General features: G+C 55.7%; 23 protein-coding genes and 2 pseudogenes. 21 read left to right on the forward strand and 4 right to left on the reverse strand.

Annotated elements, in window-relative coordinates:
• Positions 1-24 precede the first annotated feature (24 nt).
• Positions 25-576 carry a transporter substrate-binding domain-containing protein gene (locus ABJH13_RS11935; protein WP_348406460.1) on the forward strand — a complete coding sequence of 184 codons (552 nt, stop codon included), beginning with the start codon at positions 25-27 and terminating at the stop codon, positions 574-576.
• Positions 528-2,060, forward strand: coding sequence for a response regulator (locus ABJH13_RS11940; protein WP_348406439.1), 1,533 nt, complete (start codon positions 528-530; stop codon positions 2,058-2,060). Before ABJH13_RS11935 ends, ABJH13_RS11940 begins: the two co-directional genes overlap by 49 nt.
• A 42-nt stretch (positions 2,061-2,102) precedes the next feature.
• Here the strand turns inward: ABJH13_RS11940 and ABJH13_RS11945 are convergent, their stop codons facing one another.
• The gene (locus ABJH13_RS11945) at positions 2,103-2,786 is read right to left on the reverse strand and encodes a FadR/GntR family transcriptional regulator (protein WP_348406440.1); all 684 of its coding nucleotides are present in this window, start codon (positions 2,784-2,786) and stop codon (positions 2,103-2,105) included.
• Between the two features lie 400 nt (positions 2,787-3,186).
• Here ABJH13_RS11945 and ABJH13_RS11950 point away from each other — a divergent pair, with 400 nt between their 5' ends.
• From ABJH13_RS11950 to ABJH13_RS12005, 12 genes are all read left to right on the forward strand, one after another.
• Entirely contained in the window at positions 3,187-4,179 is a 993-nt protein-coding gene (locus tag ABJH13_RS11950) for a TRAP transporter substrate-binding protein (protein ID WP_348406441.1), read from the forward strand.
• Positions 4,180-4,258: 79 nt separating this feature from the next.
• Entirely contained in the window at positions 4,259-4,753 is a 495-nt protein-coding gene (locus tag ABJH13_RS11955) for a TRAP transporter small permease (protein WP_348406442.1), read from the forward strand.
• Positions 4,750-6,060 carry a TRAP transporter large permease gene (locus ABJH13_RS11960; protein WP_348406443.1) on the forward strand — a complete coding sequence of 437 codons (1,311 nt, stop codon included), beginning with the start codon at positions 4,750-4,752 and terminating at the stop codon, positions 6,058-6,060. Before ABJH13_RS11955 ends, ABJH13_RS11960 begins: the two co-directional genes overlap by 4 nt.
• Before the next feature lie 313 nt (positions 6,061-6,373).
• Positions 6,374-7,207 carry a putative hydro-lyase gene (locus tag ABJH13_RS11965; RefSeq protein WP_348406444.1) on the forward strand — a complete coding sequence of 278 codons (834 nt, stop codon included), beginning with the start codon at positions 6,374-6,376 and terminating at the stop codon, positions 7,205-7,207.
• A 51-nt stretch (positions 7,208-7,258) separates the two neighbouring features.
• Positions 7,259-8,296 (forward strand): TRAP transporter substrate-binding protein, encoded by a 1,038-nt coding sequence (locus tag ABJH13_RS11970; RefSeq protein WP_348406445.1) that lies wholly within the window; start codon positions 7,259-7,261, stop codon positions 8,294-8,296.
• 15 nt (positions 8,297-8,311) lie between these two features.
• Positions 8,312-8,845, forward strand: a complete 534-nt coding sequence (locus ABJH13_RS11975) for a TRAP transporter small permease (RefSeq protein ID WP_348406446.1) — start codon at positions 8,312-8,314, stop codon at positions 8,843-8,845.
• Entirely contained in the window at positions 8,842-10,122 is a 1,281-nt protein-coding gene (locus ABJH13_RS11980; RefSeq protein ID WP_348406447.1) for a TRAP transporter large permease, read from the forward strand. The genes ABJH13_RS11975 and ABJH13_RS11980 overlap by 4 nt, the downstream gene beginning before the upstream one ends.
• Before the next feature lie 9 nt (positions 10,123-10,131).
• A complete protein-coding gene (locus tag ABJH13_RS11985) occupies positions 10,132-10,785 on the forward strand; it encodes a DUF2848 domain-containing protein (RefSeq protein WP_348406448.1) in 654 nt (217 codons plus the stop codon).
• Between the two features lie 8 nt (positions 10,786-10,793).
• Positions 10,794-11,948, forward strand: coding sequence for a M24 family metallopeptidase (locus tag ABJH13_RS11990; protein WP_348406449.1), 1,155 nt, complete (start codon positions 10,794-10,796; stop codon positions 11,946-11,948).
• Positions 11,949-12,027: 79 nt separating this feature from the next.
• Complete coding sequence (locus ABJH13_RS11995; protein ID WP_348406450.1) at positions 12,028-12,879, forward strand: LysR family transcriptional regulator; 852 nt, start codon at positions 12,028-12,030, stop codon at positions 12,877-12,879.
• A gap of 5 nt (positions 12,880-12,884) precedes the next feature.
• The gene (locus tag ABJH13_RS12000) at positions 12,885-14,141 is read left to right on the forward strand and encodes an amidase family protein (RefSeq protein WP_348406451.1); all 1,257 of its coding nucleotides are present in this window, start codon (positions 12,885-12,887) and stop codon (positions 14,139-14,141) included.
• A gap of 203 nt (positions 14,142-14,344) precedes the next feature.
• On the forward strand, positions 14,345-16,744 hold the full coding sequence (locus ABJH13_RS12005) for a methyl-accepting chemotaxis protein (RefSeq protein WP_348406461.1): 2,400 nt from the start codon (positions 14,345-14,347) through the stop codon (positions 16,742-16,744).
• Positions 16,745-16,932: 188 nt separating this feature from the next.
• Here the strand turns inward: ABJH13_RS12005 and pncB are convergent, their stop codons facing one another.
• Both pncB and pncA read right to left on the reverse strand, forming a co-directional pair.
• Positions 16,933-18,225, reverse strand: a complete 1,293-nt coding sequence (gene pncB / locus ABJH13_RS12010; protein WP_348406452.1) for a nicotinate phosphoribosyltransferase — start codon at positions 18,223-18,225, stop codon at positions 16,933-16,935.
• The gene (pncA, locus tag ABJH13_RS12015; protein WP_348406453.1) at positions 18,218-18,826 is read right to left on the reverse strand and encodes a bifunctional nicotinamidase/pyrazinamidase; all 609 of its coding nucleotides are present in this window, start codon (positions 18,824-18,826) and stop codon (positions 18,218-18,220) included. Before pncA ends, pncB begins: the two co-directional genes overlap by 8 nt.
• A 124-nt stretch (positions 18,827-18,950) precedes the next feature.
• Between pncA and ABJH13_RS12020 the strand changes: the two genes are divergently transcribed.
• The 6 genes from ABJH13_RS12020 to ABJH13_RS12045 all read left to right on the forward strand — a co-directional run bounded on the left by ABJH13_RS12020 (position 18,951) and on the right by ABJH13_RS12045 (position 25,899).
• A complete protein-coding gene (locus tag ABJH13_RS12020) occupies positions 18,951-19,838 on the forward strand; it encodes a rhodanese-related sulfurtransferase (RefSeq protein WP_348406454.1) in 888 nt (295 codons plus the stop codon).
• 205 nt (positions 19,839-20,043) lie between these two features.
• A complete protein-coding gene (locus tag ABJH13_RS12025; RefSeq protein WP_348406455.1) occupies positions 20,044-20,889 on the forward strand; it encodes a flagellar motor protein MotB in 846 nt (281 codons plus the stop codon).
• 100 nt (positions 20,890-20,989) lie between these two features.
• Positions 20,990-22,303: a flagellar hook-basal body complex protein gene (locus ABJH13_RS12030; protein WP_348406456.1), complete on the forward strand. Its 1,314-nt coding sequence runs from the start codon at positions 20,990-20,992 to the stop codon at positions 22,301-22,303.
• A 42-nt stretch (positions 22,304-22,345) separates the two neighbouring features.
• Positions 22,346-23,791: a flagellar hook-associated protein FlgK gene (gene flgK / locus ABJH13_RS12035; protein ID WP_348406457.1), complete on the forward strand. Its 1,446-nt coding sequence runs from the start codon at positions 22,346-22,348 to the stop codon at positions 23,789-23,791.
• A 3-nt stretch (positions 23,792-23,794) separates the two neighbouring features.
• Complete coding sequence (locus tag ABJH13_RS12040) at positions 23,795-24,799, forward strand: flagellin (protein WP_348406458.1); 1,005 nt, start codon at positions 23,795-23,797, stop codon at positions 24,797-24,799.
• Entirely contained in the window at positions 24,796-25,899 is a 1,104-nt protein-coding gene (locus tag ABJH13_RS12045) for a flagellar basal body P-ring protein FlgI (protein WP_348406459.1), read from the forward strand. The genes ABJH13_RS12040 and ABJH13_RS12045 overlap by 4 nt, the downstream gene beginning before the upstream one ends.
• Before the next feature lie 44 nt (positions 25,900-25,943).
• Here ABJH13_RS12045 and ABJH13_RS12050 read toward each other — a convergent pair.
• Positions 25,944-26,231 (reverse strand): annotated as a pseudogene (locus tag ABJH13_RS12050) (IS3 family transposase); the annotation flags it as partial.
• 244 nt (positions 26,232-26,475) lie between these two features.
• Here ABJH13_RS12050 and ABJH13_RS12055 point away from each other — a divergent pair.
• A pseudogene (locus ABJH13_RS12055) lies at positions 26,476-26,615 on the forward strand (DDE-type integrase/transposase/recombinase); the annotation flags it as partial.

A 26,615-nucleotide genomic window follows, 5' to 3' on the forward strand; every position in this document is an offset into this window, starting at 1 on the left:
TTCCTACCAATCACACAGGAAAAAATCACGCAAACCGGCGTTAGCCCGGATCGCCTGCAACAGATGGATTTCGCGTTAGCCGTGGAGCGGTTTGAAATCGAGATCTTTTCACGTTCCGGTGAGACCAATTGTTTTTCAGACCTTGATAGCCTTGCCGGGCTGACTGCCTGCGTGCAAACAGACAACCTTGGAGAGACCTTCGCGGACAATCACGGGGGCTTGGATGTCGTCCGGTTCGACACATTGCCTCGCCTCGTGGATGGGCTCGAAGACGGTTCTGTCGATGTGATGCTGTTTCCGCGCCGTGCTGCGCATGCAGAAATTCAACGTCGCGGCACTGATGGCCACGATATTCTGCACGCGATCAAATCCGAAGAGATCACCCGCAAACTGCCGATTGTCGTCATGACAAGTTCCCGCGATCAGGCCGATATTGATCGCGGTTATGACGCGGGTGCCAATAGCTATGTTGTAAAGCCGGTTGATCTGGAAGGGGTCCTTGGGGCTATCGCACGGCTGCGCGAATATTGGCTGAAGATCGTCGTGTTGCCGAGGGTTGGATGGCGTCTATCTTGATCATCGATGACTACCCCGAAGATCGCGAGTTGCTCGCAGATCTGCTGAACGACGCGGACCCCGACACGACGGTACAGTCCTGCACGGACGGGACTGCTGACTTGGCGAAGATCACCGCGTGTGCGTTGGATTGTGTGTTGCTCGACATGTGCCTTGATGGCGAAGACGGCCTGCAGGTTCTTGCATCCATTGGGGGTGTACGCAGATCGTTGCCAGTGATTGTGCTCACCGGCCAAGGCAGCGAAAAAGACGCGGTCGAGGTGTTCGTCGCGGGGGCGGCCTATTATTTACCCAAACGGAACCTCACCACAAAAACGCTTTGCACCGCTGTTATGCGTGTTCTCAAACAGGCCCAGATCGAACGCGAACTGAAAGAAAAGCGCGTTGCGTTGGAACGGTCGAACCGGCTTGATGCGGTTGGGCAATTGGCTGCGGGCATTGCGCATGATTTCAACAATCAACTGGGTGCTCTGAGGATGAGCGTCGAGCTGATCAAAGACGCCGTTGTGACAGACCGTGCCCAGTCACATGTAAACGCGGCACTGAAGGTAATAGCAGAGGCGTCGCATCTGGCGACGCGGTTGCTGTCCCTGTTCCGTCAGGGGGAACTGGTGGGTAAAGACGTCGCGCTGGTCGATGTGTTCAGTGATTTCCAAACATTGGCGTCCAGATCTGTCGCAGACCCTGTGCTGCTGCATATTTCTGACATCACCGATGATATGGTCGTGCATTGCGACCCAAACCACCTGCTGAACGCGTTGTTGAACCTGGTCATGAATGCCAATGACGCCATCCTTGAAAAGGAAGTCATTGGCACCATTCGCGTCACCGCAGAACGTATCGACAACGAGGTGCACATTGTTGTCGCAGATGACGGCGCGGGCATGTCCGAGGACGTTTTGCAGACATGCAGCGACCCATTTTTCACAACCAAGCTGGATCGCAACGGGACAGGCCTTGGTTTGGCGATGGTTCAAAACTTTGCGGTCGAAGCACGGGGCGCGCTTTTTTTCCAATCGACCCTCCGCGAGGGGACGGCAGTGACCCTTGTTTTGCCCAAAGGCGCGCGTATGGCCATGGCGCATCCTTCTCCACCACAAGACAACATGCTTCCGCATTCCGGCGCCCATATTTTGTTGGCAGAAGATCAGCTGATGTTGGCGATGATGACAAAAGAGCTGCTAGAGAGCGAAGGAATGCAGGTCAGTTTGGTGAATGATGCCGCCGACGCCCTCGAGTTTCTCACAACCAACTCTGCGGTGGATTTGTTGATCACGGATCTCAAAATGCCCCGTATGAGCGGCATCGAACTGGCAAAAGAAGTGCGCGTGCAGTGGCCGCACATAAAGATCATCTACACCACCGGATACGCCGACAACCCAGACCATAACGCAAGCGAAATACTCGGCCCGATATTGCAAAAGCCGGTTGAGCCGAATGAACTTATTGCGCGCATACTAACGGCGCTCAATACAGACAGCTGACATCATGGACCGGCCCCTGTTGAAACGGGGTGCCGCGCCCGGTCAGCTGTCTTCAAAGACCCGAACGCGGGCATTGATGACGTGATCGCGCATTGCCTGCCGTGCGACGTCGGCATTTTGGGCCTGAATACCGTCAAAGATCGCGTAGTGCTCAGCCTGAACCATCTCCAACCGCGATTGGGTTTTGGACAATGACAGGCTGCGTGTCAGGTTCATCCCGGTGAGGATGTTTGTCTTCATCGAATTGCGCGCGGCTGAGAAATATTTATTGTCCGATGCCTCGCATATCACTGCGTGAAAGGCCTCGTCTGCATCAACGCCAAGCTCGCCGTATCGGATGCACCGGTCCAGTTCTTCCAGAATTTCGCGCATTTTGGCCAAATCGCTTTCGCTGCGCCGTTGGGCGGCAATATAAGCCGCCTCCCCCTCTATTGCTGCGCGAAATTCGAACGTGCGTTGGATATCCGCAATGGACCCCACTGGCGCAAATTCCAAAACTACGCCTTCGGGGCGCCGTTGCACAAACGACCCCGACCCTTGGCGGGACACAATCACACCATCTTCGCGCAGCTGTTTCAACGCCCGGCGCAGGATGGGGCGCGACACCGACAGACGTTGGCTCAGATCATGTTCCGTCGGCAACCGGGTCCCGACGACAAAGTCCCCCTCGACGATCATAGCCAACACTTGTTCGTAGGCCTGATCCGCCAACGATCGGTCTTTCACGGGCCGTTCTCGCTTAAATAGAATATCGCCAGATTCGGATTGGCTGTGGTTGTTTTGCATAGCTAAGCGTCGTTCTCTTGGGGTCCGCGCGGCGAGAACAATCAGACTGTGGGACCCGTGATAAGTTATGGTACCCGTAACCCTCGCCCCCCGCGCGGCAAATTTTCTTGTGTCTGAGGCGTACCCCTCGCAATAATCAAATCACTGTAAACAAGAGACGAATTTGATCCGTGCCTATTAGACAGGCAAAGCTACTGGGCTTGGATCGAGCATTCCACCCCTTTTCAACGTTTACAACTATTTACAAATATTTTCGAATATGAACAACCTGACACACCGAGAAGGCGCTGGCTATAATTATCCTGTCGCTTAAAAAAATATGAATTCTGGGAGGAATCTTATGTTACATTTCAAATCCATCAAAACCATTGCGACCGGCACCGCCGTCGCGGCATCGCTTCTGGCGACATCTGTTGCAGCCGAAACCGCGCTGCGCGGTGCGAGCCTTTTTGATGAAGAGCACGCCTACACAAAAACGCTGCGCGAATTTGAACGGCTGGTTGGCGACAAATACGAAGGCGACGTGTCTTTTGACATCAGCCTGAATGGCGAATTGGGCGACGAAAGCGATTTCGTGACCTTCCTGCAGCAAGGCGTGGCAATCGACTATGCGATCATGGCCCCGTCCAACATGGCGACATTCGCGCCGTCTATCCCATTGATGGACATGCCGTTCCTGTTCCGCGATCTGGATCACTGGAACAACGCATTGGCCAGCGGCGTTATGGCCCCCCTCGAAGCGGAATTGCTGGAAAAAGCCAACATCCGCGTGATCGGGTATGCAGGCGGCGGTGTGCGCAACCTGGCATCGGCCGCGCCTATCGGCACAATGGAAGAGCTGGGCGGCCACAAGATGCGCGTCATGGGTGCTCCGATCCAAGCGCAGATCTTTGATGCGGTCACAGCAGCCCCATCCGCGATTGCATATAACGAAGTGTACAACGCGATCCAAACCGGCGTTATCGCAGGGTTTGAAAACGAAGCGGCCTCTATCCAGAACCTCAAGTTCTACGAAGTCGCACCGCACATCACCTTGACGCGCCACGCAATCACCGTGCGCCCATTGGTTATGTCTGAAAGCACGTTCAGCGGCTTGTCTGCCGACCTGCAGACTGCGGTTCTCGAAGCGGGTGCCGAAGCAGGTGCCTTCGGTCGCGAGCTGGAAAGCCGTCAAGACGGTGAAAAAATGCAGGAAATGATCGACGCTGGTCAGGTTCAAGTGCAGGAATTCGCCGAACGCGGCACATTGCTGAAATTGGTTGGCCCGGTCCAAGACGCCTACGCCGCCGAGCTTGGCGCCACTGACTTGCTTGAAGCGATCCGCGCTCAATAATCGCGCACTCCACGATACCCTAAAGCTATCGGCACTTATCGTAGTGTCGGTAGCTTCTTTTTTGAAACGGACACCCCCCATGATCGGACGTATGTTGAACACCCTTTGCGACGGCTTACGCGTGTTGCTTGGTGCTCTGATCGCAGCCCTTGCCATTCCTGTCGGCATGCAGGTACTTGCCCGCTACACTGGCGTTATCCCTGTCTATCTATGGACAGAAGAACTGGCGACTTTCATCTTTGTCTGGGTCGTCATGATCGGCGCGATGATCGCCGTCTGGGATCAGACCCATTTTGATGTACGCGTCATGCCCGACTCCAAATACCCGTTGCTCAAGCTGCTGCAAGACGGCTTCGTCTTGATCATGATCGGCGGGTTTGCCGTTATTTTCGCCTGGTACGGGATAGAATATGCGCAATTCGGCGCGATCCAAAATTCTGTCATGATGCGGGCGAATATGTTGATCACCCATATCTCTGTCCCCATCGCAGGGATCCTCTGGACCATATTCACCAGCTACCGACTATATGAGGCCGTCATGGTCTACAAAAACCGCGCAGGAACCAGCACATGATTATTTCGACAGGGCTTGCCTGCGCCATCCTCGTGGGCGGGTTTATCTTTCTTGTGGCCATGCGCGTGCCGGTGGCCTTTTCCTTGGCCATCGCTGCGGTCCCCATTGTACTGCTGGAAATCCGGCTCACACCGTTCATCGTTTTGGATCGGATGTTCCAATCATATAACTCGTTCATCCTGCTGGCGGTGCCATTTTTCTTGCTGGCCGCCAACCTGATGAATTCCGGCAAAGTCACTGACAAACTCATTGATCTGGCGCGCGTCCTCACCGGCTGGATGCCCGGCGGATTGGGTCACGTGAACGTGGCAGTGTCGATGCTGTTTGCGGGCATTTCGGGCTCCTCCACCGCCGATGCGGCGGGCTGCGGCAAAATCCTCATCCCCGCGATGATCAAAGAAGGCTACGACCGCCGGTTTGCCATCGCGATCACCGCCTGTTCCGCCGTGATGGGCGTAATCATCCCGCCCTCGATCCTGATGATCGTCTGGGGCGGCGTGATGCAAACATCTGTCGGCGCGTTGTTTTTGGCCGGTGCGATCCCCGGCATTATGATCGGGCTGGCCCTCATGGGCACGGTGTTTGTCTACGCCAAAGTCTACAATTACCCCATCATCGGCAAGCCTACATTGGCCGAAGTCATCACCGCGTTCAAAGGCGCCTTCCTCGCCATGCTGACACCGATCCTCGTGATCGGCGGTATCGTGGGCGGCATCGTCACCCCAACCGAAAGCGCTATCATCGCGGCGGGTTATTCCTTGATCTTGGGGATGTTCGTGTACCGGACCGTGACGGTCAAAGACCTTGGGCACATCTTTTACGACACCGGGCGCTTTGCCTCGATTTCGTTGTTTGCCATCGGGTCTGCATCTGCCTTTGGTTGGCTGTTGGCCTTCTATCACGTGCCGCAACTGGTGGTCGACACAATGACCAGCCTCGAATTTGGGCCTTTCGGCACGGCGCTTGTCATCGCCGGGTTGTTCCTGTTCTTTGGCCTGTTCATTGACGCGATCCCAACGATCATCATCTTGGGTACGGTGCTGTTGCCAGTTGCCACGGCGGCTGAAATCCACCCTGTGGTGTTTGCGATCATCGGGATCGTATCGCTGGCATTTGGCTTGGTCACACCGCCCTATGGCCTCTGTTTGCTGATATCCGCAGCGATCGGCGGGTTGAACGTCGTACAGGTCATGCGCGAAGTCGTGATCATCCTGATCCCGATGCTGCTGATCTTGCTACTAATCATTGTGTTCCCCGAAATCGCACTATGGCTCCCCAGAGCCCTGATGCCCGACACAATCAATTAACCGCAGGCAGCGCACCCGCTGCCATGCCTCTGCCCCCCAAATGCCCAAACGCGCCCAACGCGGGGCATTGGGGGGCGGATATTTTCAAACCACCACAAACGGCATCGCACTACGCCCACGCGCGTATTCGATACGCCGGGTGCGTTATTAACCTTTCATATCAAACGCTTTTGACAAGCATTCATATCGTGCCATGGGCGCGGTTTGATTATGCGATCTTGGTATCGTAAATCCTGATCAATACTGATTGAAAAATACGTCTGCAGCTTATGGCAGAAAATGTGGCACTCTGTCTTAACATCAGGAGCCCCACATGGAATCGAACCTCGCATCACAGCCTATGACGCACGCGCAGCTTGCAAAAATGAGCGTGCACAGTGTCAGAAATGCCCTGCGTGCGAATGTCTATTCCGGACATACTGCGGGGCTGTGTACCGGTCGGCTACAGTGCAACCTTGTTATATTACCCGCCGCTGAAGGTGCCGATTTTCAACGTTTTTGCGCCGAAAACCCTGTTTTTTGCCCGCTGACAGGTGTCTCGGAACGCGGTCAACCCAGCATGCCCAACCTCGGCACCGGGATTGATCTGCGCAGCGACCTACCGATGTATTTCGTGTACCGCAAAGGGCAAACCGTCGAACAGGTGCTAGATATCAACGCCCTGTGGCGCGACGATTTTATGGCGTTTGCCGTTGGGTGTTCGTTTACGTTCGAACATGCGTTGATGCGCGCGGGCATTGAGATGCGCCACATCACAACGGGCGTGACGGTCCCGATGTTCCACACGAACATCCCCACCGTTCAGGTGGGCCCCTTTGGCGGGCCTGCGGTGGTCAGCATGCGCCCCATCCCCGAACACCGCATTGATGACGTAAAAACCATTTGCGCGACTTTTCCCCATGCACACGGCGCGCCGATCCATATCGGGGATCCCGCAGATATCGGCATTGCGGATATGCACGCGCCAGATTGGGGCGCCGCGGTGCCCATCAAAGATGGCGAAGTGCCGGCCTTTTGGGGCTGTGGTGTAACCACGCAGGTGGCCCTGTCGCACGCAGAACCCGATATCGCCATCACCCACGCGCCGGGGGCCATGTTGATCACCGACGCTGACGAAACGGCACCGCGTGATGTGCCGTCGCTTTGACCACACTGACCTTTCAAAACCGTAAAAAACGTACCAACCAGGAGAGACCTCATGAAATCCACGATCAGCCTAATGGCGATGACCCTTGCCCTGACCAGCAGTGCCGCCTTCGCTCAGGAACTTGCCGTTGTCGGCAGCTGGAGCGGCCTGCCCCTGCACAAACAATACGAAAAGCCATTTTGGGAAGACAAAATGCCCGCCGCCAGTGATGGTGAAATCACCGCTGCGCTGACAACCCACGACCAGATGGGCATCGGCGGCGGCGACGTGTTCCGCATGCTGAGCCAAGGCATCTTTGATGTCGGCATGACCGTCGCAGATTATGCGGTGTCCGATTCCGCCGCCCTCGAAGGGTTCGACGTGCCGCTGATCGCCACGGATGCCGATGCCGCACAGGCAATGGTTGCCGCGGGCCGTCCGTTGATGGACGAAATCTTTGCCGATGTGTTCAATGCCAAGGTTCTGGGTGTGGCCCCCTACCCGCCTCAGGTCGTGTTTTGCAATGCCGAAGTCGGGTCGCTGGCCGATCTCGAAGGTCTCAAAATTCGCGCCTCTGGCCGCATGACCGGCAAATTGCTCGAAGCTTTGGGCGCCGAAGCCGTCAGCGTCAGTTTTGGCGAGGTTCCCGGTGCCTTGCAAAAAGGTGTCGTTGATTGCGCCGTTACGGGGGCCGGTTCGGGGTATAGCGCCGGGTGGTGGGAAGTCTCCACGCACCTGATGCCGATCCCATTGGGCGGTTGGGACCCTGTCGTCACGGCCATCAATCTGGACAAATGGAACGATATGAGCCCAGAGGCCCAGACCCTGCTTGAAACAACCGTTGTAAATGAATTGCAAACGCCTGCGTGGGCCACGGCACAAACCGCGTTGGCCACCGATGTGGCGTGCCTGACCGGTCAAGGCGACTGCCCCGGCGCCGCGCATTCCATGACCCTGGTCGAAGCCACTCCCGCAGACGAGGCAAAGGCGCGCGATATTCTGGTGTCGCAGGTGTTGCCCGACTGGGCCGAACGCGCGGGCGGTGATTGGGGCCAACGTTGGAACGCGACCGTCGGCGAAGCCACCGGCGTCCAGATTGACCTGAAATAGACGGCAGGTCTGAACATGACAAAGCTCCTCTCGCACCTTCGGGCGCTCAACGAAAAGCTGGCAATTGCGGCGGGTCTGCTGCTGTTGCTGAGCGTCTGCGTCACGCTCTATGACGTGATCGCCAGACCGTTTGGCGCATCCCTTGGCGGCACTGACGAACTGTCGGGCTATGCCATGGCAATCGTTGCGAGCTGGGGCGTCAGCTATGCCCTGACAGGTCTGGCCCACGTGCGCATCGACATCGTTCGCGCGCGCGGTGGGTCAGCCGTCAGGGCGTGGTTCGATGCGGTCTCTATCTTGTCGCTGGCGGCGGTGGCATTGGCCGTCGCCTACCGCGCATGGCCGGTGTTGGAAAAATCAATCTCCAACGGCTCGACGGCCAACACCACGCTGGAAACACCCCTGTGGATCCCACAAACGTTGTGGATGGCCGGGTGGGTCTGGTTTGCCGTCTCGGCGGTGGCCATGGCAGGCGCGGTGTGCCTGTTTCTGATCACGGGCCGCAACGATGACATCGAAGAATACGCCGGATCACGAGGTGAAGCATGATCCTGTTCACATCCGCCGGGCTCTTGGCTCTCTTGGCGCTGTCGATCCCGGTGGGCGCGGTGCTGTTTCTGCTGTCCTTTGGCATTGATTTCTTCTTTAGCCCCTTCCCGTTGATGCGTGGCTTGGGGCAGGTCGTCTGGTCGTCTTCCAACAGCGCCACCTTGATCGCGATCCCGTTTTTCGTACTGCTCGGCGAGATCCTCGTACGCAGCGGTGTCGCCCAGCGCACCTATGCGGCCCTTGAATCGTGGGTCTCGTGGATGCCCGGCGGGTTGATCCACGCCAATATTGCCACGGCCACGTTGTTTTCGGCGACGTCTGGGTCTTCGGTGGCCACGGCGGCGACCGTCGCATCTGTGGCCACACCGCAAGCGGAAAAGCTAGGCTATGACCCCAAACTGTTTTCAGGTGCCATCGCAGCTGGCGGCACGTTGGGCATTATGATCCCGCCGTCTATCAACCTGATCGTCTATGGGTTTCTAACCGAAACCTCGATCCCCAAGCTGTTTTTGGCGGGGTTGATACCGGGGTTCGCGCTGGCGCTGTTGTTCATGGTGGTGACGGCCATATTCTGCACCATCCGGCCTTCGTTGGGGGGCCCCGGCATTTCTGCCAGCTGGCACAAACGCATCAAGGGTCTCGTTGACCTCATCCCGCTTTTGGGCCTCTTTGGTGCGATTGTCGGGTCAATTTACGCCGGTTGGGCCACGCCAACCGAGGCCGCCGCAATTGGGGTGGCCATGGCGTTTGCCATCGCCGCGACCCAACGCGCGATTACGGTCAAAATGATCATCGAAAGCCTCAAAGGCACGATCCGCACCACGTCTATGATCATGCTGGTGGTGATCGGCGCCTATGTGCTGAACTTTGTGCTCACCGCTGGGGGCGTCAGCCGCGCCTTGCAGGATTTCCTGTCAAACCTTGGGCTGGGCGCGCTGGCCACGCTTTTGATCATCGTGCTGATGTACATCATTTTGGGGTTCTTCATCGAAACGCTCTCGCTGATGGTCGCCACCATCCCGATTGTTGTGCCGATCATCGAACAACTGGGCTATGACAAGCTGTGGTTTGGGATTTTGATGATCATCCTCGTGGAAATGGCCTTGATCACCCCGCCCGTCGGTCTGAACCTTTATGTGGTGCAAGGCGTGCGCAAAAAGGGCAAACTGGTCGAGGTCATGTTGGGCGTGATCCCCTACGCGCTGGCCATGTTGGTGATGGTTGGCCTGCTGATCCTGTTTCCCGCTATCGCTCTTTATCTTCCCGAACATCTTTAGGACATACCTATGCAAGTGACCCATGCCGGGCAGGCGATGACCCTGTCAGTTGATACCGTTTTCGTGGCTGGCTGGACGGGCCGCGACCCCGCCGCCGTGCAGCACCACATTGACGAATTGGCCGAATTGGGGATCGCTCCGCCCTCGCAGGTGCCGCTCTATTATCGTGTCTCGAATGCGCTGCTGACGCAGGACCCGCTGATTGAGGTTCTGGGTGAGACCAGTTCCGGCGAAGTAGAACCCCTGTTGGTGCAGCAGGACGGGAAACTGTGGTTGGGGCTCGCCTCTGACCACACCGACCGCGCGTTAGAGGCCCATTCGGTTGCGGCCTCAAAACAGGCCTGCCTGAAACCCATGGGCTATGAAGTCTGGGCGTTTGACGACATCAAAGACGACCTTGAAACCATGATCTTGCGCTGCAACATCCGCGAAAACGGCGGTTGGGTGACGTATCAAGAAGGCACGCTCGCGGCGATCCGCCCCTTGGCAGACCTGATGGCGGGGGCGGATTTCACCGGCAACGCGGCGATGCTGTGCGGCACTTTGGGGGCCATCGGTGGCGTGCGCCCGGCAGCAGCGTACCAAATGACGCTGGAAGACCCCAAACGCGGGCGCACCATCACGCTGGACTACTCCGTGCGCACGCTTCCTATTGTGGCCTGACCGCCGTGATGCTGGCGGATGACATCGCACGGCGTCGCGCCGCACTTTGGCGGGCCCTGCCGGATGACGTCCGCGCGGTGTTGGTCTTTGGGTTTGGCGATGCCCTTGGTGCGGGCACGATGTCCCATGGGGCGTTGCGGTATTTGACCGGCTGGAACAGCCACGAGGCCCAAAGCCTCGCAATCCTGACCCCGCAAGGGTGCCGCCTTTTGGTCAGCAGCCCGTTTCTTGCACCACCCAGCGACCTTGGCGCGCAAAGCCTCCCATCCAACCGGTGGGGAGAGGCAATTGCGGCGCATGTCGGGCCGTCTGGCCCCCTCGCAACCATAGGGTTTGGTGAAATGCCCCATGCGACACATAGCACCCTTTGTGCCGCGCTGGGGGGGCATGCCGTCACGCAAGCCGATGATATTTTATCCACGCTGCGCATGGTTAAATCCCCCACAGAGCTTGCCTCTCTGACAAAAGGCGCGGCTTTGTGCGACGATCTGTTTGATCGGTTGCCCGTGCACATGCGATCCGGCGAACCGGTTTGGAAAACCCAGCTGCGGCAAGAAACCCACGCGCGATTGTCCGGGGCCGACTATTGCCGCACATGGCTGACCGTGCGCCCCATCGCCGACCGCCCGCGGTACTGGCCCGAAGAAAACCGCAACATCCCGCAAGACGGCGATCAGGTGTTGTTCGGGATTGCCCTGACCGTCAATGGCTATTGGGCCCATGGCATTCGTATGGGCACGGTCGGCCCTGCGCGCGCAGAACACGAGGTGCTCTGGAGCATCGCCCACGACGCCCTGTTGGCAGGCGAGGCCGCGCTGACACCGGGCTGCCCGGTGGGCGATATCGAAACCGCCATGTCTGGTGTGGTGTTATCGCGCACTCGGGGCAGCGCGGATCTGCGGCGGTTTCGCAATGGGCATGGCCTTGGCGTGTCCTACGAAGACCCGATGCTGTCGGATCATTTTCCACAGCATTGGGGCCCAGAACAGTTTCGAACCGCGCCGCCAGATGCACAAACCATCGAAACCGGCATGGTGTTTGAACTGCACCCCAATCTGTTTATCCCCGGCCTTGGTGGTGCCGCGTTGGGCGATATGATGACGATAGAACCGGCCGGCGCGCGCGCGATGCTACACTTCCCACGGCGGCTGTTCTTGTCATGACAGAGCCAACCGTGACATCCTGTGACCACCCCCAGGTCGCCGCAATAGGATCACGACACCCATGACATTGGACCAATTAATGACCTTTCTATGGGTCTCGCGGTTGGGCGGTGTGCGTCGCGCGGCCCAAGAGATGAACATCTCGCAACCGGCCGTATCAGGCCGCATCGCGGCATTGGAACAATCGCTGGGGACGCGCCTGTTTGACCGGGCACAACGGGGCGTGACCCTGACCAAAAAGGGCGTATTGCTGCAAGAGTATTCCGAAAAAATTCTGGATCTTGTCGAAGGCATCAAGGCCGACATCACCCCACCGGACGCCGAAGACAGCCTGCTGCGCGTGGGGGTCGCGGAAACCATCGTGCAGCTGTGGCTATCGCAATTTCTATCCGCGCTCTATGAGGCATACCCCAAAATCCGGGTCGAGATCGTGGTGGATGTGTCCGTCAATCTGCGCCAGCAACTGTTGGAACGCAACATCGACATCGCGCTGCTGATGGGCCCGATTTCCGAATACACCGTCGATAACGTCGACCTGCCCAGCGTGGCGTTGACCTGGTTCAAACCCGCGGGCCGTCCCGACCCTGATTTGCGCGACACGCCTGTCGTGACCTACAACCGCAATTCCCGCCCCTACCGCGACCTGCGGCGCCAGCTGATTGACCGCTATGGCCATTCCACCCAGTTGTTCCCGACCAGTTCCATTCACGCAGGCTTAGAAATGGTCGCAACGGGTATCGGCGTGGCGCTGTTTCCCCATCAATTCGCGGAACACTTCGTCAGGCAAGGGCGTATCGTGCCGTTTGACCCCGGCTGGAAGCTCGATGACCTCGGGTTCACCGCGTCCTTTCTAGGCGATCCACGCAATGCCCTGTGCGCGCGTGCCGCAGATATCGCCGCGCTTTGCGCCAACACATACCTAAAAGAGTAATCACAATGCCCACTGCCTTTCCATGGTCCGCCGAAACCGCCGCCACCCGCCTTGCCGACGTGCAGGCCCGCCTTACCGCAGACACGCCAGACGTCCGGCATGTCTACACCCATGTGTTCCACAACGAACCGGTTGTGCAAACGGCATCGGTGCTGAGTGGGGCCTTGGTTTCCATCAAAGACCTCTTTGATGTGAAAGGGCATGTCACCCACGCGGGGACAACCTTTATGGCGCGCAACCGCCCCGCCACCGCCGATGCAGATGTTGTAGCAAAGCTGCGGGCGCAGGGTTGCGTGCTGGTCGGTCACACCAATATGACCGAGCTGGCCTATTCGGGGCTGGGGCTGAACCCCCATTATGGCACGCCTGAAAACGCGCTCTATCCGGGGTGCATTCCGGGGGGCTCGACGTCAGGTGGGGCCATCAGCGTGGCACGCGGTTTGGCCGATATTGCGATCGGCACGGATACGGGTGGGTCGCTGCGGATCCCTGCGGCCTTCAACGGGATCACCGGTTTTAAACCAAGCCAGACGACCATGTCCCAAAGGGGCTGTTGCCCGCTTTCCGCCAGTCTGGATAGTGTGGGGCCGATGGCGCGTGATGTGGCCACCTGCCGTGCCGCGTGGCAGGCGATTTCGGACCCTGATATAGATAATTTCCAGGAGGTTAAGCCAGAATTTATTGTCCTTGATAACTTCGGCATGGATGATCTGGAGCCAGCAGTACGCGCCGGTTTTGATGCCGCAGTCAAGCTGCTCCAAGAGGCCGGATGTACCGTAAAAACGCAATCCTTTGCATCCCTTGAGGCAATGAAAACACTGGCTGTCTGGCAGTTTTCAGCCGTCGAAAGCCGCGCTGTTTATGACGAGATGTTTCAAGCCCAACTTGACCAGTTTGACCCCCGTGTCGCCAGCCGGATGGCCCGCGCCGACGAGGTATCAGCCGTGGCCTACAGGCAGACCTTAAACCAACGGGCACGGCTGATCAGGGCGTTTGAAGCGGATCTGGCCGGTCGTGTGTTGTTGATGCCAACGGTGCCTATTTTGCCGCCAAAATTCGATACGATGACCTCAGATGCAGCCTATGGGCGGATCAACCTACAAGCCCTGCGCAACCCGACCATCGCCAATGTCATGAATGGCTGCAGTATTTCCATGCCGTTTTCCCACAATGCCGAAACGATCGGGATTATGCTAATAGCGGCCGGCCTGAGCGATCATAGCCTGCTGGATCTGGCCGCCCGTTGCGAGGCCGTTTTTTAGGATATTCTGGCGGCCAGATGGACCGCCGCAGACCGTATGCGCAGATCGCGCGGATTGCTTGTAAAGCTCTGTGTGTAGAAAATTCTACAGACCAAGCATCGTATTGATTTTTCACGAAGTCGTGGGCCCTTAAATGTATTCGAAAGACTTCCCTTCTAGCAGTTAGCAAAGACTGATTCGAGGGAGACGAAATGTCTATCGTAATGCGTATTTATCTAAGTATGGGGGCGATGGTTGCCCTAATGCTCGTGGTTGGCGGTTTTGGTGCGTACCAAACAAGCAGGCTCGCAAGCACGTTTGTTGATTATAGGTCTACGGCCAAAGAGAGCCTGATTGCAGGCGATATCATGGAAGATATCTTTGAGGCACGCCTGGCATCGTCCAAATACCGTTTGACGGGTGATCCTGCGCACCTCGAATCCGTACGCGAGAACATTGCAGAGGTTCTGGAGTTCGAAGGGCAGCTCCGCGAGATGATGACGGGGTATGAAGGTTTAGAAGAGCTGGAACAAATTCCCGCTGCCCTCGAAGAATATGAGCAAAGCATGGCTCAGGCCGTTGAGCTACAGGCCCAACGCAACCAGTTGGTGGACAAAGCTTCAGCGTCGGGTCTGAAGGCTCGGCGGCAGCTGTCTGACGTGATGGAAACCGCATTGCAGGATAACGATGCCAGTATCAGTTCTGCTGCCGGGCTGGCCGCTACGAATTTGCTTTTGGGGCGTCTGTATTTTGAGCGTTTTCTGGTTTCAAACGACCCAGATGATGCGGCACGCTCGACCAAAGAAATCGACACCGCCCGCGTAGGTTTGAACACCCTTTTGGGAGAGCTAGAAAACCCTCGCCGTCGTGAGTTAACGCAAATGACCATGACCGACCTTGATGATTTTGACACAACCTCATCCGAGGTGGCCGACGTAATATTCGCGCGTAACGCGCTGTACGGCCGTGTGGACAACATCGGGCCAGAGGTTTTAACAGCAATCGAACACACTGTGGATTATGTGGTTGATCAGCAAAACACATTGGGCCCCGCAGGTCAGGTCGCAGCACAGAGATCCATCATCATCGTCGCGGTTTTTGCAATCCTTGGCAGTGTGTTGGGCGGTGTCTTGGCGTTTGTCACCGGGCGCATCATCTCGCGCAACTTAACGACCATTACCGAGAATATGAAAGAGCTGGCAGACGGCAATCTCGAGGTGGATATCCACCCGACCCAGGATGACCATGAGGTTGGCAAGATGACCAACGCAATGGTCGTATTTCTAGACAATGCTCGCCACGCCAGAGATCTAGACATTGAGGTTAAGGAAAAGGAAAAACTGGAGCGCGAGCGCGAAGCTGCGGATCGAGACCGCGATGTCGCGTTGGAAAAGGAACGCCGCACCGCCGAAGAAGAAGAGCGCAGAAACGAACGCGAACGTATGGAAATTTTGCAGAATTTCCAAACAGATATGGAGCGTGTCCTTGGCGAAGCTGCATCGGGAAATTTTTCCAACCGCATGTCTGATAGTATGGATGACGAAAGCCTTGCCGGACTGGCCGATGTTATCAACCGTCTGCTTGAGGCCACTGAAACGAACATTTCTGATGTCGTCAGCAGCATCGGTGAACTGTCCAAAGGCAACTTGGGTATCCGCATCGACGGCCACCGCGAAGGCGTGTTCGAACGCATGCAAAGTGATTTCAACCAAGCACTGACAACACTATCGCATACCATGGCGCAAATCATGAACAATGGGCAAAGCGTGTCGTCCACTGCGGCCGAATTGGAATCGTCTTCAGGAAGCATGGCAAAGCGCGCAGAGGACAGTGCAGCTGCGGTCGAGGAAACATCTGCAGCCGTAGAACAAATCACGGCGAGTATTCGCCAAGTTGTTCAAAACGCCAAAGCAGCCGACGATGCAACGCATAGAGTCCGAGAGCGTGCAGCCAAAACGCGAGAGGTTTCGAATGAAACTGAGGCCTCTATCAACGCGATGATAGACGCATCAGCGCAGATTGATCGCGTGGTGAAGGTGATCGAGGATATCGCATTCCAGACCAATCTGCTGGCGCTCAACGCAGGCGTAGAGGCAGCGCGTGCAGGTGAGGCGGGTCGTGGGTTCTCGGTTGTCGCCTCTGAGGTCCGTGCGCTTGCACTCCGGTCGCAGGAAGCCGTTCAAGAAATCAGCCAAGTGATCGAGAGGAACACTAAAAGTGTCGAGGCAGGTGTTGAACAGGTCGGACTATCCCGGCAGGCGCTAGAAGGCATCATCAGCGAAGTCGAAGTCGCTTCGGGGCAGATCAGCGATATCGCCACCGCAGTCGAACAACAGTCGGGAGGTATCGATGAGGTGAATACCGCCATTCAGTCTATCGACTCTGCGTCGCAAACCAACGCGGCCGCGCTCGAAGAAATGACAGCATCAAGTGTTTCTCTAAGCGGCGAAGCAACAGCCCTTGCGAACGCATTGCGTCAGTTCCACGGGGTGTCTTTAGCCGCTAAACCAGACGCGCCCGAACAAAAAATAACACCGCCAGATGCAAGCCTGCCTGAACATATAGAACCGCAAAAAGCTGTGGTTGGAGCAACATCGACCCAGACTGGATGGGAAGAATTTTAAACCAAGGCGGTTCTTGGAAGGTCATCTTTCCGAGAACCGCCAACAAGATATGGCTAACTTACATTCCTGCCCTGCCGGCGCTTCGAACGGTCTCTTTTTTGAACGCAGATCGGAACAATGCAACCTAACCCCTTTTGCAATTCCCGATCAGACCGCTCGTTCAAACGTGAAGGTCACGCACCGACATCTTACACAATGACATCCAGCGGCACCTGATCTCCGACACCGAAAACCTGTTTATATCTGGCGATTTCATCCTCTGGCCCCATTGCTTTGTTAGGATTGTCCGACAATTTGACCGTGGGCGCGCCATTGGCCTCAACTGCTTTACACACCAATGAAAACGGAGCCAGTCGATTGCCAGGAACCAGACGGCGAAAATCATTCGTCAGCAAGGTGCCCCATCCAAAAGACACATTCGTGCGCCCCGAAAACTGGCTGTGCAGCAGCCGGATTTTGTCGACATCAAGCCCATCGCTGAAGATGATCCGTTTGTCAGCCGGATTTTCGCCGCGCTTGCGCCACCAATCAATAGCCAGTTCGGCCGCCGTGGCAGGGTCGCCGCTGTCGATCCGAATGCCTGTCCAACCTGCCAGCCAATCAGGGGCTTTGTCCAAAAACCCCTTCGTTCCGAACGTGTCGGGCAAGATGATCCGCAAGTTGCCTTCGTGTTCGTCGTGCCAGTCGGACAGGACGTCATAGGGGGCCTGCGCCAATGCTGTATCGGTCGCAGCCAATGCGGCGTAAACCATCGGCAATTCATGCGCATTCGTACCGATCGCTTCCAATTCGCGGGTCATGGCGATTTTGCAATTGGACGTGCCTGTAAAGGCTGTCCCCAAACCCTCTTGCATGGCTTGAACACACCAATCTTGCCACAAATAACTATGCCTGCGGCGGGTGCCGAAATCGGCAATCGAAAGGTCCGGAATATCGCGCAGCGCTTCGATTTTCTCCCATACGCGCGTCATTGCGCGGGCATACAAAACCTGCAGCTCGAATTTGCCCATAGTGTTTAGAACCGCTCTGCCACGCAATTCCATCAGCACCGCCAATGCCGGGATTTCCCACAACATAACTTCCGGCCAGCTGCCTTCAAACGTCAGCTCGTATTGATCGCCTTTGCGTTCCAAATGGTAGGGCGGCAAACGCAGTTTCTCGAACCACTCCATGAAATCCGGGCGAAACATTTGGCGTTTGCCGTAGAATGTATTGCCGCGCAGCCATGTGCTTTCTCCGCGTGACAGCGACAGTGACCTGATGTGGTCCAATTGCTCGCGCAACTCGCCTTCGTCGATCAAATCCGCAAGCGGTACATCTTTGGACCGGTTGATCAGGCTAAAGGTCACCCGAGTATTTGGCTTGTTGCGAAACACGGACTGACACATCAGCAATTTGTAAAAATCCGTATCGATCAGGGACCGCACGATCGGGTCGATCTTCCACTTATGGTTCCAGGCGCGGCGAGCAATATCAACCATCAGACGCCTCCAACCGAACACCTGCCGCCCGCATCCCATCACGGGCTGCTCCCAAAGACCCGTCCAGGTCAATCGCGCGGCACAGGTCCTCGCGGACGGTTACGGCAAACCCCAACTGCGCGGCATCCACCGCCGAGAAGTTAACGCAAAAATCCAGCGCCAGCCCTACGATTACCACTTTATCGATGCCCCGGGTGCGCAGGTATCCTTCTAGCCCGGTGGGGGTTTTATGGTCATTTTCGAAAAAGGCCGAATAGCTATCAATCGCTGCGTTGTAGCCCTTGCGGATGACCATCTCAGCGTGATCTGCGTGCAATTCCGGGTGGAATTCAGCACCCGGTTGGCCTTGAATGCAATGATCCGGCCACAAAACCTGCGGCCCGTAGGGCATATCTATCAGGTCATATGGGGCTTTTCCCTCATGCGATGTCGCAAACGAGGAATGGCCCGCGGGGTGCCAGTCTTGCGTGAAAACGACGGCCTGAGAGTCGGCCATCAACGCATTGATAGGTGAAATGATACGATCCCCGTCAGGGACAGCCAGCGCCCCCCCTGGACAAAAATCCTGTTGCAGATCGATCACGATTAGCGCCTGAGACATATGCACCTCCTCTTCGTTTGCCTTTGGGTACGGGGCCACGTGCGACGCGTCAATGGCAAGGGATACGTCCCGTGAGACATCTGAGGTCTTGCTTGGCGCGCGCGCAGGGCATATTTGACCGCATATGTACACGATTGCCGCACTTTATCATTTCACCCGGTTTGAAGATCCGATGACCTTCAAGCCAGATCTATTGGCTCTATGCATCGACCAAAAGGTCGAGGGCACGCTGTTGTTGGCCCCGGAAGGGATCAACGGCACGATTGCCGGGCCGCGTGCAGGCATAGATGCGGTTATTGCCCATCTGCGCGGGCTTCCGGGGTGCGAGGCACTTGAGTGGAAAGAAGCGCAAAGCGACCATGCGCCCTTTGGCAAAATGAAGGTACGGATCAAGCGCGAAATCGTCACAATGGGCCAGCCGGACGTGGATCCACAGGCCTCTGTGGGGCAATATGTTGACCCACAGGCGTGGAATGCGCTGATTGCGTCACCCGATGTGGCCGTGATCGACACCCGCAATGACTACGAAGTTGCGATTGGCACATTTGAAGGTGCGATCGACCCCAAAACCGAGAGCTTCAGTGATTTTCCGACGTGGTGGGAAGACAACAAAGACCGGTTTCACAACAAGAAAATCGCGATGTTTTGCACCGGTGGCATCCGCTGCGAGAAATCGACGAACTATTTGTTGGGGCAAGGGGTAGAGGATGTGTACCACCTCAAGGGCGGTATTTTGAAGTACCTCGAAGAGGTTCCCGAAGAAGAAACCAGTTGGAATGGATCCTGCTTTGTTTTCGATAATCGGGTCAGTGTGGAGCATGGGCTGCGTGAAGGGCCGCACATGCTATGCCACGGCTGCCGGCGCCCAATTGCGCCGGACGACACGAAACACCCCGATTATGAACATGGTGTCAGCTGCCACCATTGCGCCGCAGAGACGTCGGACTGGGACAAAGATCGGTTTCGCGAGCGTCAAAAACAGATCGCGCTGGCCAAATCGCGCAAGCCCTAAGCCACCTGCCCCACCGATACCCCCAAACATCGACGACTGTGGTTAAGGAGAAATTAAACACCTAATTTCAAAAAGATACACTAAAAAACGCGGTGACCCATGGGCGGTTTTTGGCGTTGATTTGAACAAACACAGGGCCTGTTAAGGAGGTAGAAAGACCTTCGAAGGTATCCCTGTTGTTGGGTGAATATGAGAATGGTGAGTTATGGCTGCGCAGAGCAATCTGGCACCGGTCATCATCAAACGGAAAAAGATCATTGCAGCAGGCCACCATGGTGGCGCGTGGAAGGTCGCTTATGCGGACTTCGTGACGGCGATGATGGCCTTTTTCATGATGATGTGGCTGTTGAGTGCGACGACCGAAGAACAACGGGCTGGGTTGGCGGACTACTTTGCGCCGACCATTCCGGTAAACCGTGTTTCCGGCGGGGGCGATGGTGCCTTCGGCGGGGAGAGCATCTTTTCCGAAGAGACGCTACCGCAGAACGGTCTGGGTGCAACCAGCGAATATGCCGCGCAGCAAGACCAATCCCGCGGGGACAGCGGCACCAGCAGCGATGATGGTGAGCAAGATGCGTCTCAGGATGCATCGGTCGATCAATTCGAAGATATCGTTGAGGCACTGACCGCCATGGGTGGCGAGAGCACGGTGATGGAAGAGGCGCTCAAGCATGTTGTGACGCGTATCACGGATGAAGGTCTTGTGATTGAGCTCTTTGCGCTTGATGGTTTGCCGCTGTTCGTCGCGGGGACAGATCAGCCCACAACTCTGATGACAACCCTGATGGATATGGTCGCGAGTGTCAGCCAAACCGTCACAAATGCCATCGCGGTCGAAGGTCATGTCAGCGCAGGGGCGGTGGTCTTGGCCAGCAACCCGGTGTGGGACAATTCGACAGACCGCGCGACGCGTACACGTCTGATGTTGCAGCAAAACGGCATAGGCAACGAACGGATACAACGCGTCACGGGGCACGCCGACAGAGAACCTGTGCACCGCAATCCGATGGCGACGCGCAACAACAGAGTGGAGATCGTGCTACTGCGATAAATTGTGGCTTAAATAGGGCGCATTTTATCTGTTAGCCCGGTGTTAAGTCGGGACGTCTATCTGAGTGTTCAATGGATGATCACATCAGAAAGGCGTGCCCATGACAATTTCATCTTCGCTCAATGCGGGTGTTGCAGGACTACAAACAAACGCACAGCGTTTGGCCTCCATCTCCGACAATATCGCGAACTCATCGACCTACGGCTATAAGCGCGTAGAGACGGATTTTGAATCCATGGTGTTGTCCTCTGGCGGTGGGTCGTACGCAGCGGGCGGTGTTCGGGCGAATACGCAGCGTCTCATCGACGAACGCGGTACGTTGATTACGACGTCAAACGCCACGGACCTTGCCGTTCGTGGTGGGGGCATGTTGCCAGTCGCGCAAGCGGCTCAAGTCCAGACCGCCGGGACAGACGCCCCCATGTTTCTAACGACGACGGGCTCGTTCCGAACCGATGCAGAGGGATATCTGACCTCGCAGTCTGATTTGGTACTCATGGGCTGGCCCGCAGGTCCCGATGGCACAATTCCAAATCAACCCAGAGACACAGCCGATGGTCTGGAGCCAGTTCGGATCGACACAAACGCATTGGCGGGCAATCCGACGTTGAACATGAAGCTCGGCGTGAACCTGCCAGCAACAGAGACTGAATATGGCGCCGACGCCGAAATAGAACAGCTTTCAGTCGAATATTTCGACAACTTGGGTACATCTCAAAGCGTCAGCATCACGTTTGAGCCTACAGCCCCTGCGACAGCTACTGACCCGGCCACCAATGAATGGACGATGGTCATGACCGACTCCGCGCAAGCAGGTGCCGAGATTGGGCGGTATACATTGACATTTACAGATGCACGGACCGATTCCGGTCTCTTGGCATCCGTCACGCCAGTCGGTGTCAGCCCGGCCTATGATGCCGCAACAGGCCTTGTAACCATCGACGTTGCAGCGGGCCCAATCTCACTTGATCTCGGGACGATTGGTGACAGCGATGGTATGTCCCAACTGTCCTATAGTTTCACGCCGGGCAACACGACCAAAGATGGCTCCGCTATCGGTAACTTTGTTGGTTTGGATGTCGATGCCAACGGTTATGTTCGTGCCAGTTTCGATACCGGTGAGATCCGCGTTGTATACCAAATTCCGCTGGTCAACGTCGCAAATCCCAATGGGTTGAGTGCGTTTGATAGCCAGACCTACCTACCTTCTAACGATAGTGGCTCGTTTTTCCTTTGGGATGCCGGCGATGGTCCAACAGGAGATATCGTCTCTTTCGCGCGTGAGGAATCAACCACTGACGTCGCAGGCGAATTGACCGATATGATCAAAACACAACGCGCCTATTCGTCAAATGCAAAAGTGATCCAGACCGTTGATGAGATGTTGCAGGAAACGACCAATATCAAACGGTAATTAGATCAAGCGACCGTAAACCTAAAAGAGAGAGAGCCGGATATGTCGATTTCATCCGCATTGACCAATGCCATGACCGGGCTGCGTGCCGCTGGCCACACTTCGGAAACGATTTCAGCCAACATCGCAAATGCGATGACCCCAGGGTATGGCGTGAGAACCGTAGCGCTTTCGTCATCCGAATTTGGTGGTGTAAGTATCGATGGTGTCACACGAAACGTCGATCCGGCCCTCCTTGGCGACAGAGGTCTCGCTAGCGCAGCATCGAATAATGCGAGCGATAGAACTGAATTTTTGACCAATTACGAGGATTTTCTAGGGATTGCCGATGATCCCAATTCGCTCGCATCACGGATCGCGCAATTCGAAAGTAGCCTCATCACAGCGGCCAGTCGGCCCGACGCACCGGAACGGTTAGACAGTGCAGTGAACGCTGCGAAAGACTTGGCTACGTTGATTTCGACCGCGTCGAAAGACATTCAAGACGCGCGGAGCGAGGCCGATAGAAATATTGAGCTACAGATAAATCAGCTCAACTCAAACTTAAGCAGTGTTCAGGAATTAAACCGCCAAATAACCAGAACCACGGTACTTGGTGGCGACACATCAGCGTTAGAAGATAACCGTCAAGCGCTTGTAGATGAAATCAGCGCAATTGTACCTGTACGCCAAATTGATCGAGACAACGGACAGATCGCTCTTTATTCGACAGGCGGCGCAATCCTTCTCGATGGCGGCACTGCAGAAATTGAGTTCACGGCTGCCAACCGAGTTACAGCATATATGACAAAGTCCGGCGGTCAGCTGTCTGGGCTCACCATTAACGGTTACGATGCGCGAACAGGTAGTGAAAATGGTAGACTGGGTGGTGGTTCTCTAGGTGCACAATTCGAGATTAGAGATGAGCTCGGCGTTGAGGCTCAAACACAGCTAGATGCTCTTGCACGCGATATCATCGAACGATTTCAGGATCCCGCAGTGGACTCAACGCTCGCCACAGGCGACGCGGGTTTGTTCACTGATGATGGTGCCGCATTCGATTCCGTGAACGAAGTGGGTATTTCGGATCGCCTGGGGATCAACGTCGCCGTAGATAAACAAGAAGGCGGAGAGTCCTGGCGCCTGCGCGACGGCATCAACGCGGTGACGCAGGGTGACGTTGGCGATGCTAGACAGCTGCAAGCTCTTTCCGAAACGATGTTAGTCAACAGAACGCCGGCATCTGGTGATTTTGGGGCAGGTTCATTTTCGCTGATCGGCCTCGCATCGACCCTGACGTCACAACTCGGTGCAACTCGAGGGCAAGCTCAGCAAACGCAGGCATTTACCTCAACGCAGTACAATGAACTGAACCAACTTGTACTCGCTGAAGGCGTAGACACCGATCAAGAACTACAAAGGTTGATGTTGGTCGAACAAACTTACGCTGCCAACGCGCGGATGATCCAAGCCGTAGACGAAATGATGCAAACAATTTTGGGGCTATAGTAGATGTCAGCAACTTCTCTTGGCGATCTCGCGCAATCTTTCTTGTTTCAACGGCGTAGCATTTCGTTGCGGCAGGACTTAAATCGACTAACGGACGAACTCTCGAGCGGCAAAGTTTCCGACATCAGAGAAGTTATGTCTGGAAACCACGGATACCTGACTGACCTAGAGCGCTCTTTAGAGGTTTTGGAAAGTTACTCGGTCGCCAATATCGAAGCCGCTTACACAACCGATGCAATGCAAGTTTCATTGGAACGGGTTCAAGATTCAGGCGGTACCCTTGGCCTCGACCTTCTCTTGGCCAGTGCTGGGCCACTAGGTGTTATTTCAGGGAACCCATCCGAAAACGCAGCGACTCAGCTTGAGGGTGTCTTAAGCTATCTGAACGATGACGTCGCAGGACGGAGTTTGTTTGCTGGCACTGCAACCGATACGGCTCCGCTTCCAGATGCCGAAACACTTATCGCATTTGTAAGGACAGCCGTTGCGGGGCAAACGACACCCGAAGATGTTGTTACAGCGGCTGAAGCTTGGTTTGCAGACCCCGCTGGGTTTGATGCACTAGCTTATTCTGGTTCAACGACCGCTCTTGCGCCCTTCGCATTGTCAGATACCGAGAATGTAACACTCGACATACGTGCTGATGACGATGCGATCAAAGAACTCCTAACACACATAACGGTCGCCGCATTGGCCAGCGATGCGACACTGGGTTTCGAAGTGGATGAGCAGTCGGAATTATTTGGCCTAGCTGGACTGGGTTTGCAAAAAAACCAAGACAACCTGACAAGCCTGCGAGCGAGCATCGGTTTTGTCGAAGAACGCATCGAAATGATTTCCGCCCGAAATGGTGCTGAAGAGACCAGCATAGAAATCGCGCGCGGTGGGTTGCTCGCGGCTGATCCCTTTGAAACGGCGACTGAATTAGAAGCCGTTCAATTTCACTTGCAAAGCTTGTACTCGGTTACAGTTCGGAGTTCGCAACTTTCATTGGTAAATTTCTTATGAGAGTATTTTGGATTATTTTCGCGGCATTATTTTCTGTAATCACAGCCGCTGAAGCTGGCCCAGTCCGCATTAAAGATCTCGTAGAGTTCGATGGTGTTCGAGGCAATGATTTAGTCGGATATGGCCTTGTCGTTGGCTTAAATGGTACAGGTGATGGCCTGCGAAACTCGCCGTTCACCGAAGAAATAATGTCAAACATTCTTGAACGTCTTGGCGTGAACGTGACCGGCGAGCAATTCCGGCCGCAAAATGTGGCGGCAGTATTGGTAACCGCAGTACTTCCGCCCTTTGCCAGAGGAGGTGGGCAAATTGACGTCACTGTTTCCGCTATAGGAGACGCAAACAGCTTGCTTGGCGGGACGCTTATTATGACGCCTCTCAATGCCGCTGATGGTGAAATCTATGCCGTCGCACAAGGGACGATCATCGCCGGGGGAGCAGTCGCGGAGGGGGATGGCGCCATCGTTACTCAGGGTGTACCGACCGCTGGGGTGATCCCCTCTGGCGCACGTGTAGAGCGCGAAATAGAATTTGATCTCTCTACTCTAACCAATCCTAGATTAGCCTTACGAGATGCGGATTTCACGACAGCGGCGAGGATAGAACAAGCTATAAACGCAGATTTCAACCGACCCGTTGCGTTAATGCTAGACTCAGGAACAGTTCAGTTGGATATTCCGCTAACGCAAATGGCATCGGTGGCTCATGCATTAGGCCGCATCGAGAACATTTCAGTTTTGCCCGAACGCAAGGCCCGCGTGGTCGTCGATCAAAGGTCGGGCACGATAGTGATGGGCGAAGATGTTCGAATCTCACGCGTAGCGGTCTCCCAAGGCAATCTCACATTGCGAATTCAAGAAGCACCAATCGCAGTTCAACCGAACCCTTTTGCTGACGGCGAGACAGTTATTGTACCAAGGACAAACGTGGAAATCGAAGAAGAACCGGGAATAGGGCTTGCCGAAATACCCACAGGAACATCTCTTTCAGAAGTAATCTCTGGATTGAATGCGCTCGGCGTAGCTCCCAGAGATATGATAGATATCCTGAAAAGTATAAAAGCAGCCGGAGCATTGCATGCCGAGTTCATCGTGCGATAAACGCTGGGATTGTGGCGGCATTCTGAATAGCCCTTAGTTTCCGAGACACCTTCTTGGTTCATATTACGCTGCCTGTTTTCGAAGTCGACGGGCGACAGTATATCGTTCCTGACATGTTTGCGTTTCGGGTTATCGAACATTTCCATGTAGTCGAAGATGTCCTGTCTGGCTTGCTCGGGGGTTTTGTCGGTGCGGCGACGAATGCGTTCACGTTTGAGCAGATTGAAGAAGCTTTCGGCCACAGCATTGTCATGGCAATTTCCGCGCCTACTCATTGAATGTTCGGGGTTGTGGGCCCGCAGAAATGCGGCCCAGTCTCGGCTGGTGTATTGCCCTGACCACCGGGTCTGTCGCGATGATTCGAAACATTTTCCTCATCTTGCGATCGTCGAAGTAGACCTCAAGCAAAGCGGGACGAAGTTCTTGCGGTGTTCGTTCGTATTGTACCAAGCAAAAATCGTACGAAGTCATGATATATCCACTTTGGACCTGTCGCGATTTGATGCCGCTCCTTTGGTAGCATTTACTGCAACAAAGGAGACTGACTATGGGACTGAAACGGACGGACGAATTTAGCCAAACCAGAAGTGGGCTGGTGACATCAGCTACGTCTGGACGCGTGAGGGCTGGCTGTATCTTGCTGTCATTCTGGATTTGCATTCGTGCCGTGTCATTGGTTGGGCGGTCAGCAATCGCATGAAACGCGACCTTGCGAT

Source organism: Roseobacter sp. (assembly GCF_039970775.1).
Classification (GTDB): Bacteria; Pseudomonadota; Alphaproteobacteria; order Rhodobacterales; family Rhodobacteraceae; genus Roseobacter.

Coding starts and splice junctions, on each gene's coding strand:
- ABJH13_RS11950 (WP_348406441.1), top strand. CDS start 3,187: ATGTTACATTTCAAATCCATCAAAACCATTGCGACCGGCACCGCCGTC.
- ABJH13_RS11955 (WP_348406442.1), top strand. CDS start 4,259: ATGATCGGACGTATGTTGAACACCCTTTGCGACGGCTTACGCGTGTTG.
- ABJH13_RS11960 (WP_348406443.1), top strand. CDS start 4,750: ATGATTATTTCGACAGGGCTTGCCTGCGCCATCCTCGTGGGCGGGTTT.
- ABJH13_RS11965 (WP_348406444.1), top strand. CDS start 6,374: ATGGAATCGAACCTCGCATCACAGCCTATGACGCACGCGCAGCTTGCA.
- ABJH13_RS11970 (WP_348406445.1), top strand. CDS start 7,259: ATGAAATCCACGATCAGCCTAATGGCGATGACCCTTGCCCTGACCAGC.
- ABJH13_RS11975 (WP_348406446.1), top strand. CDS start 8,312: ATGACAAAGCTCCTCTCGCACCTTCGGGCGCTCAACGAAAAGCTGGCA.
- ABJH13_RS11980 (WP_348406447.1), top strand. CDS start 8,842: ATGATCCTGTTCACATCCGCCGGGCTCTTGGCTCTCTTGGCGCTGTCG.
- ABJH13_RS11985 (WP_348406448.1), top strand. CDS start 10,132: ATGCAAGTGACCCATGCCGGGCAGGCGATGACCCTGTCAGTTGATACC.
- ABJH13_RS11990 (WP_348406449.1), top strand. CDS start 10,794: ATGCTGGCGGATGACATCGCACGGCGTCGCGCCGCACTTTGGCGGGCC.
- ABJH13_RS11995 (WP_348406450.1), top strand. CDS start 12,028: ATGACCTTTCTATGGGTCTCGCGGTTGGGCGGTGTGCGTCGCGCGGCC.
- ABJH13_RS12000 (WP_348406451.1), top strand. CDS start 12,885: ATGCCCACTGCCTTTCCATGGTCCGCCGAAACCGCCGCCACCCGCCTT.
- ABJH13_RS12005 (WP_348406461.1), top strand. CDS start 14,345: ATGCGTATTTATCTAAGTATGGGGGCGATGGTTGCCCTAATGCTCGTG.
- pncB (WP_348406452.1), bottom strand. CDS start 18,225: ATGGTTGATATTGCTCGCCGCGCCTGGAACCATAAGTGGAAGATCGAC.
- pncA (WP_348406453.1), bottom strand. CDS start 18,826: ATGTCTCAGGCGCTAATCGTGATCGATCTGCAACAGGATTTTTGTCCA.
- ABJH13_RS12020 (WP_348406454.1), top strand. CDS start 18,951: ATGTACACGATTGCCGCACTTTATCATTTCACCCGGTTTGAAGATCCG.
- ABJH13_RS12025 (WP_348406455.1), top strand. CDS start 20,044: ATGGCTGCGCAGAGCAATCTGGCACCGGTCATCATCAAACGGAAAAAG.
- ABJH13_RS12030 (WP_348406456.1), top strand. CDS start 20,990: ATGACAATTTCATCTTCGCTCAATGCGGGTGTTGCAGGACTACAAACA.
- flgK (WP_348406457.1), top strand. CDS start 22,346: ATGTCGATTTCATCCGCATTGACCAATGCCATGACCGGGCTGCGTGCC.
- ABJH13_RS12040 (WP_348406458.1), top strand. CDS start 23,795: ATGTCAGCAACTTCTCTTGGCGATCTCGCGCAATCTTTCTTGTTTCAA.
- ABJH13_RS12045 (WP_348406459.1), top strand. CDS start 24,796: ATGAGAGTATTTTGGATTATTTTCGCGGCATTATTTTCTGTAATCACA.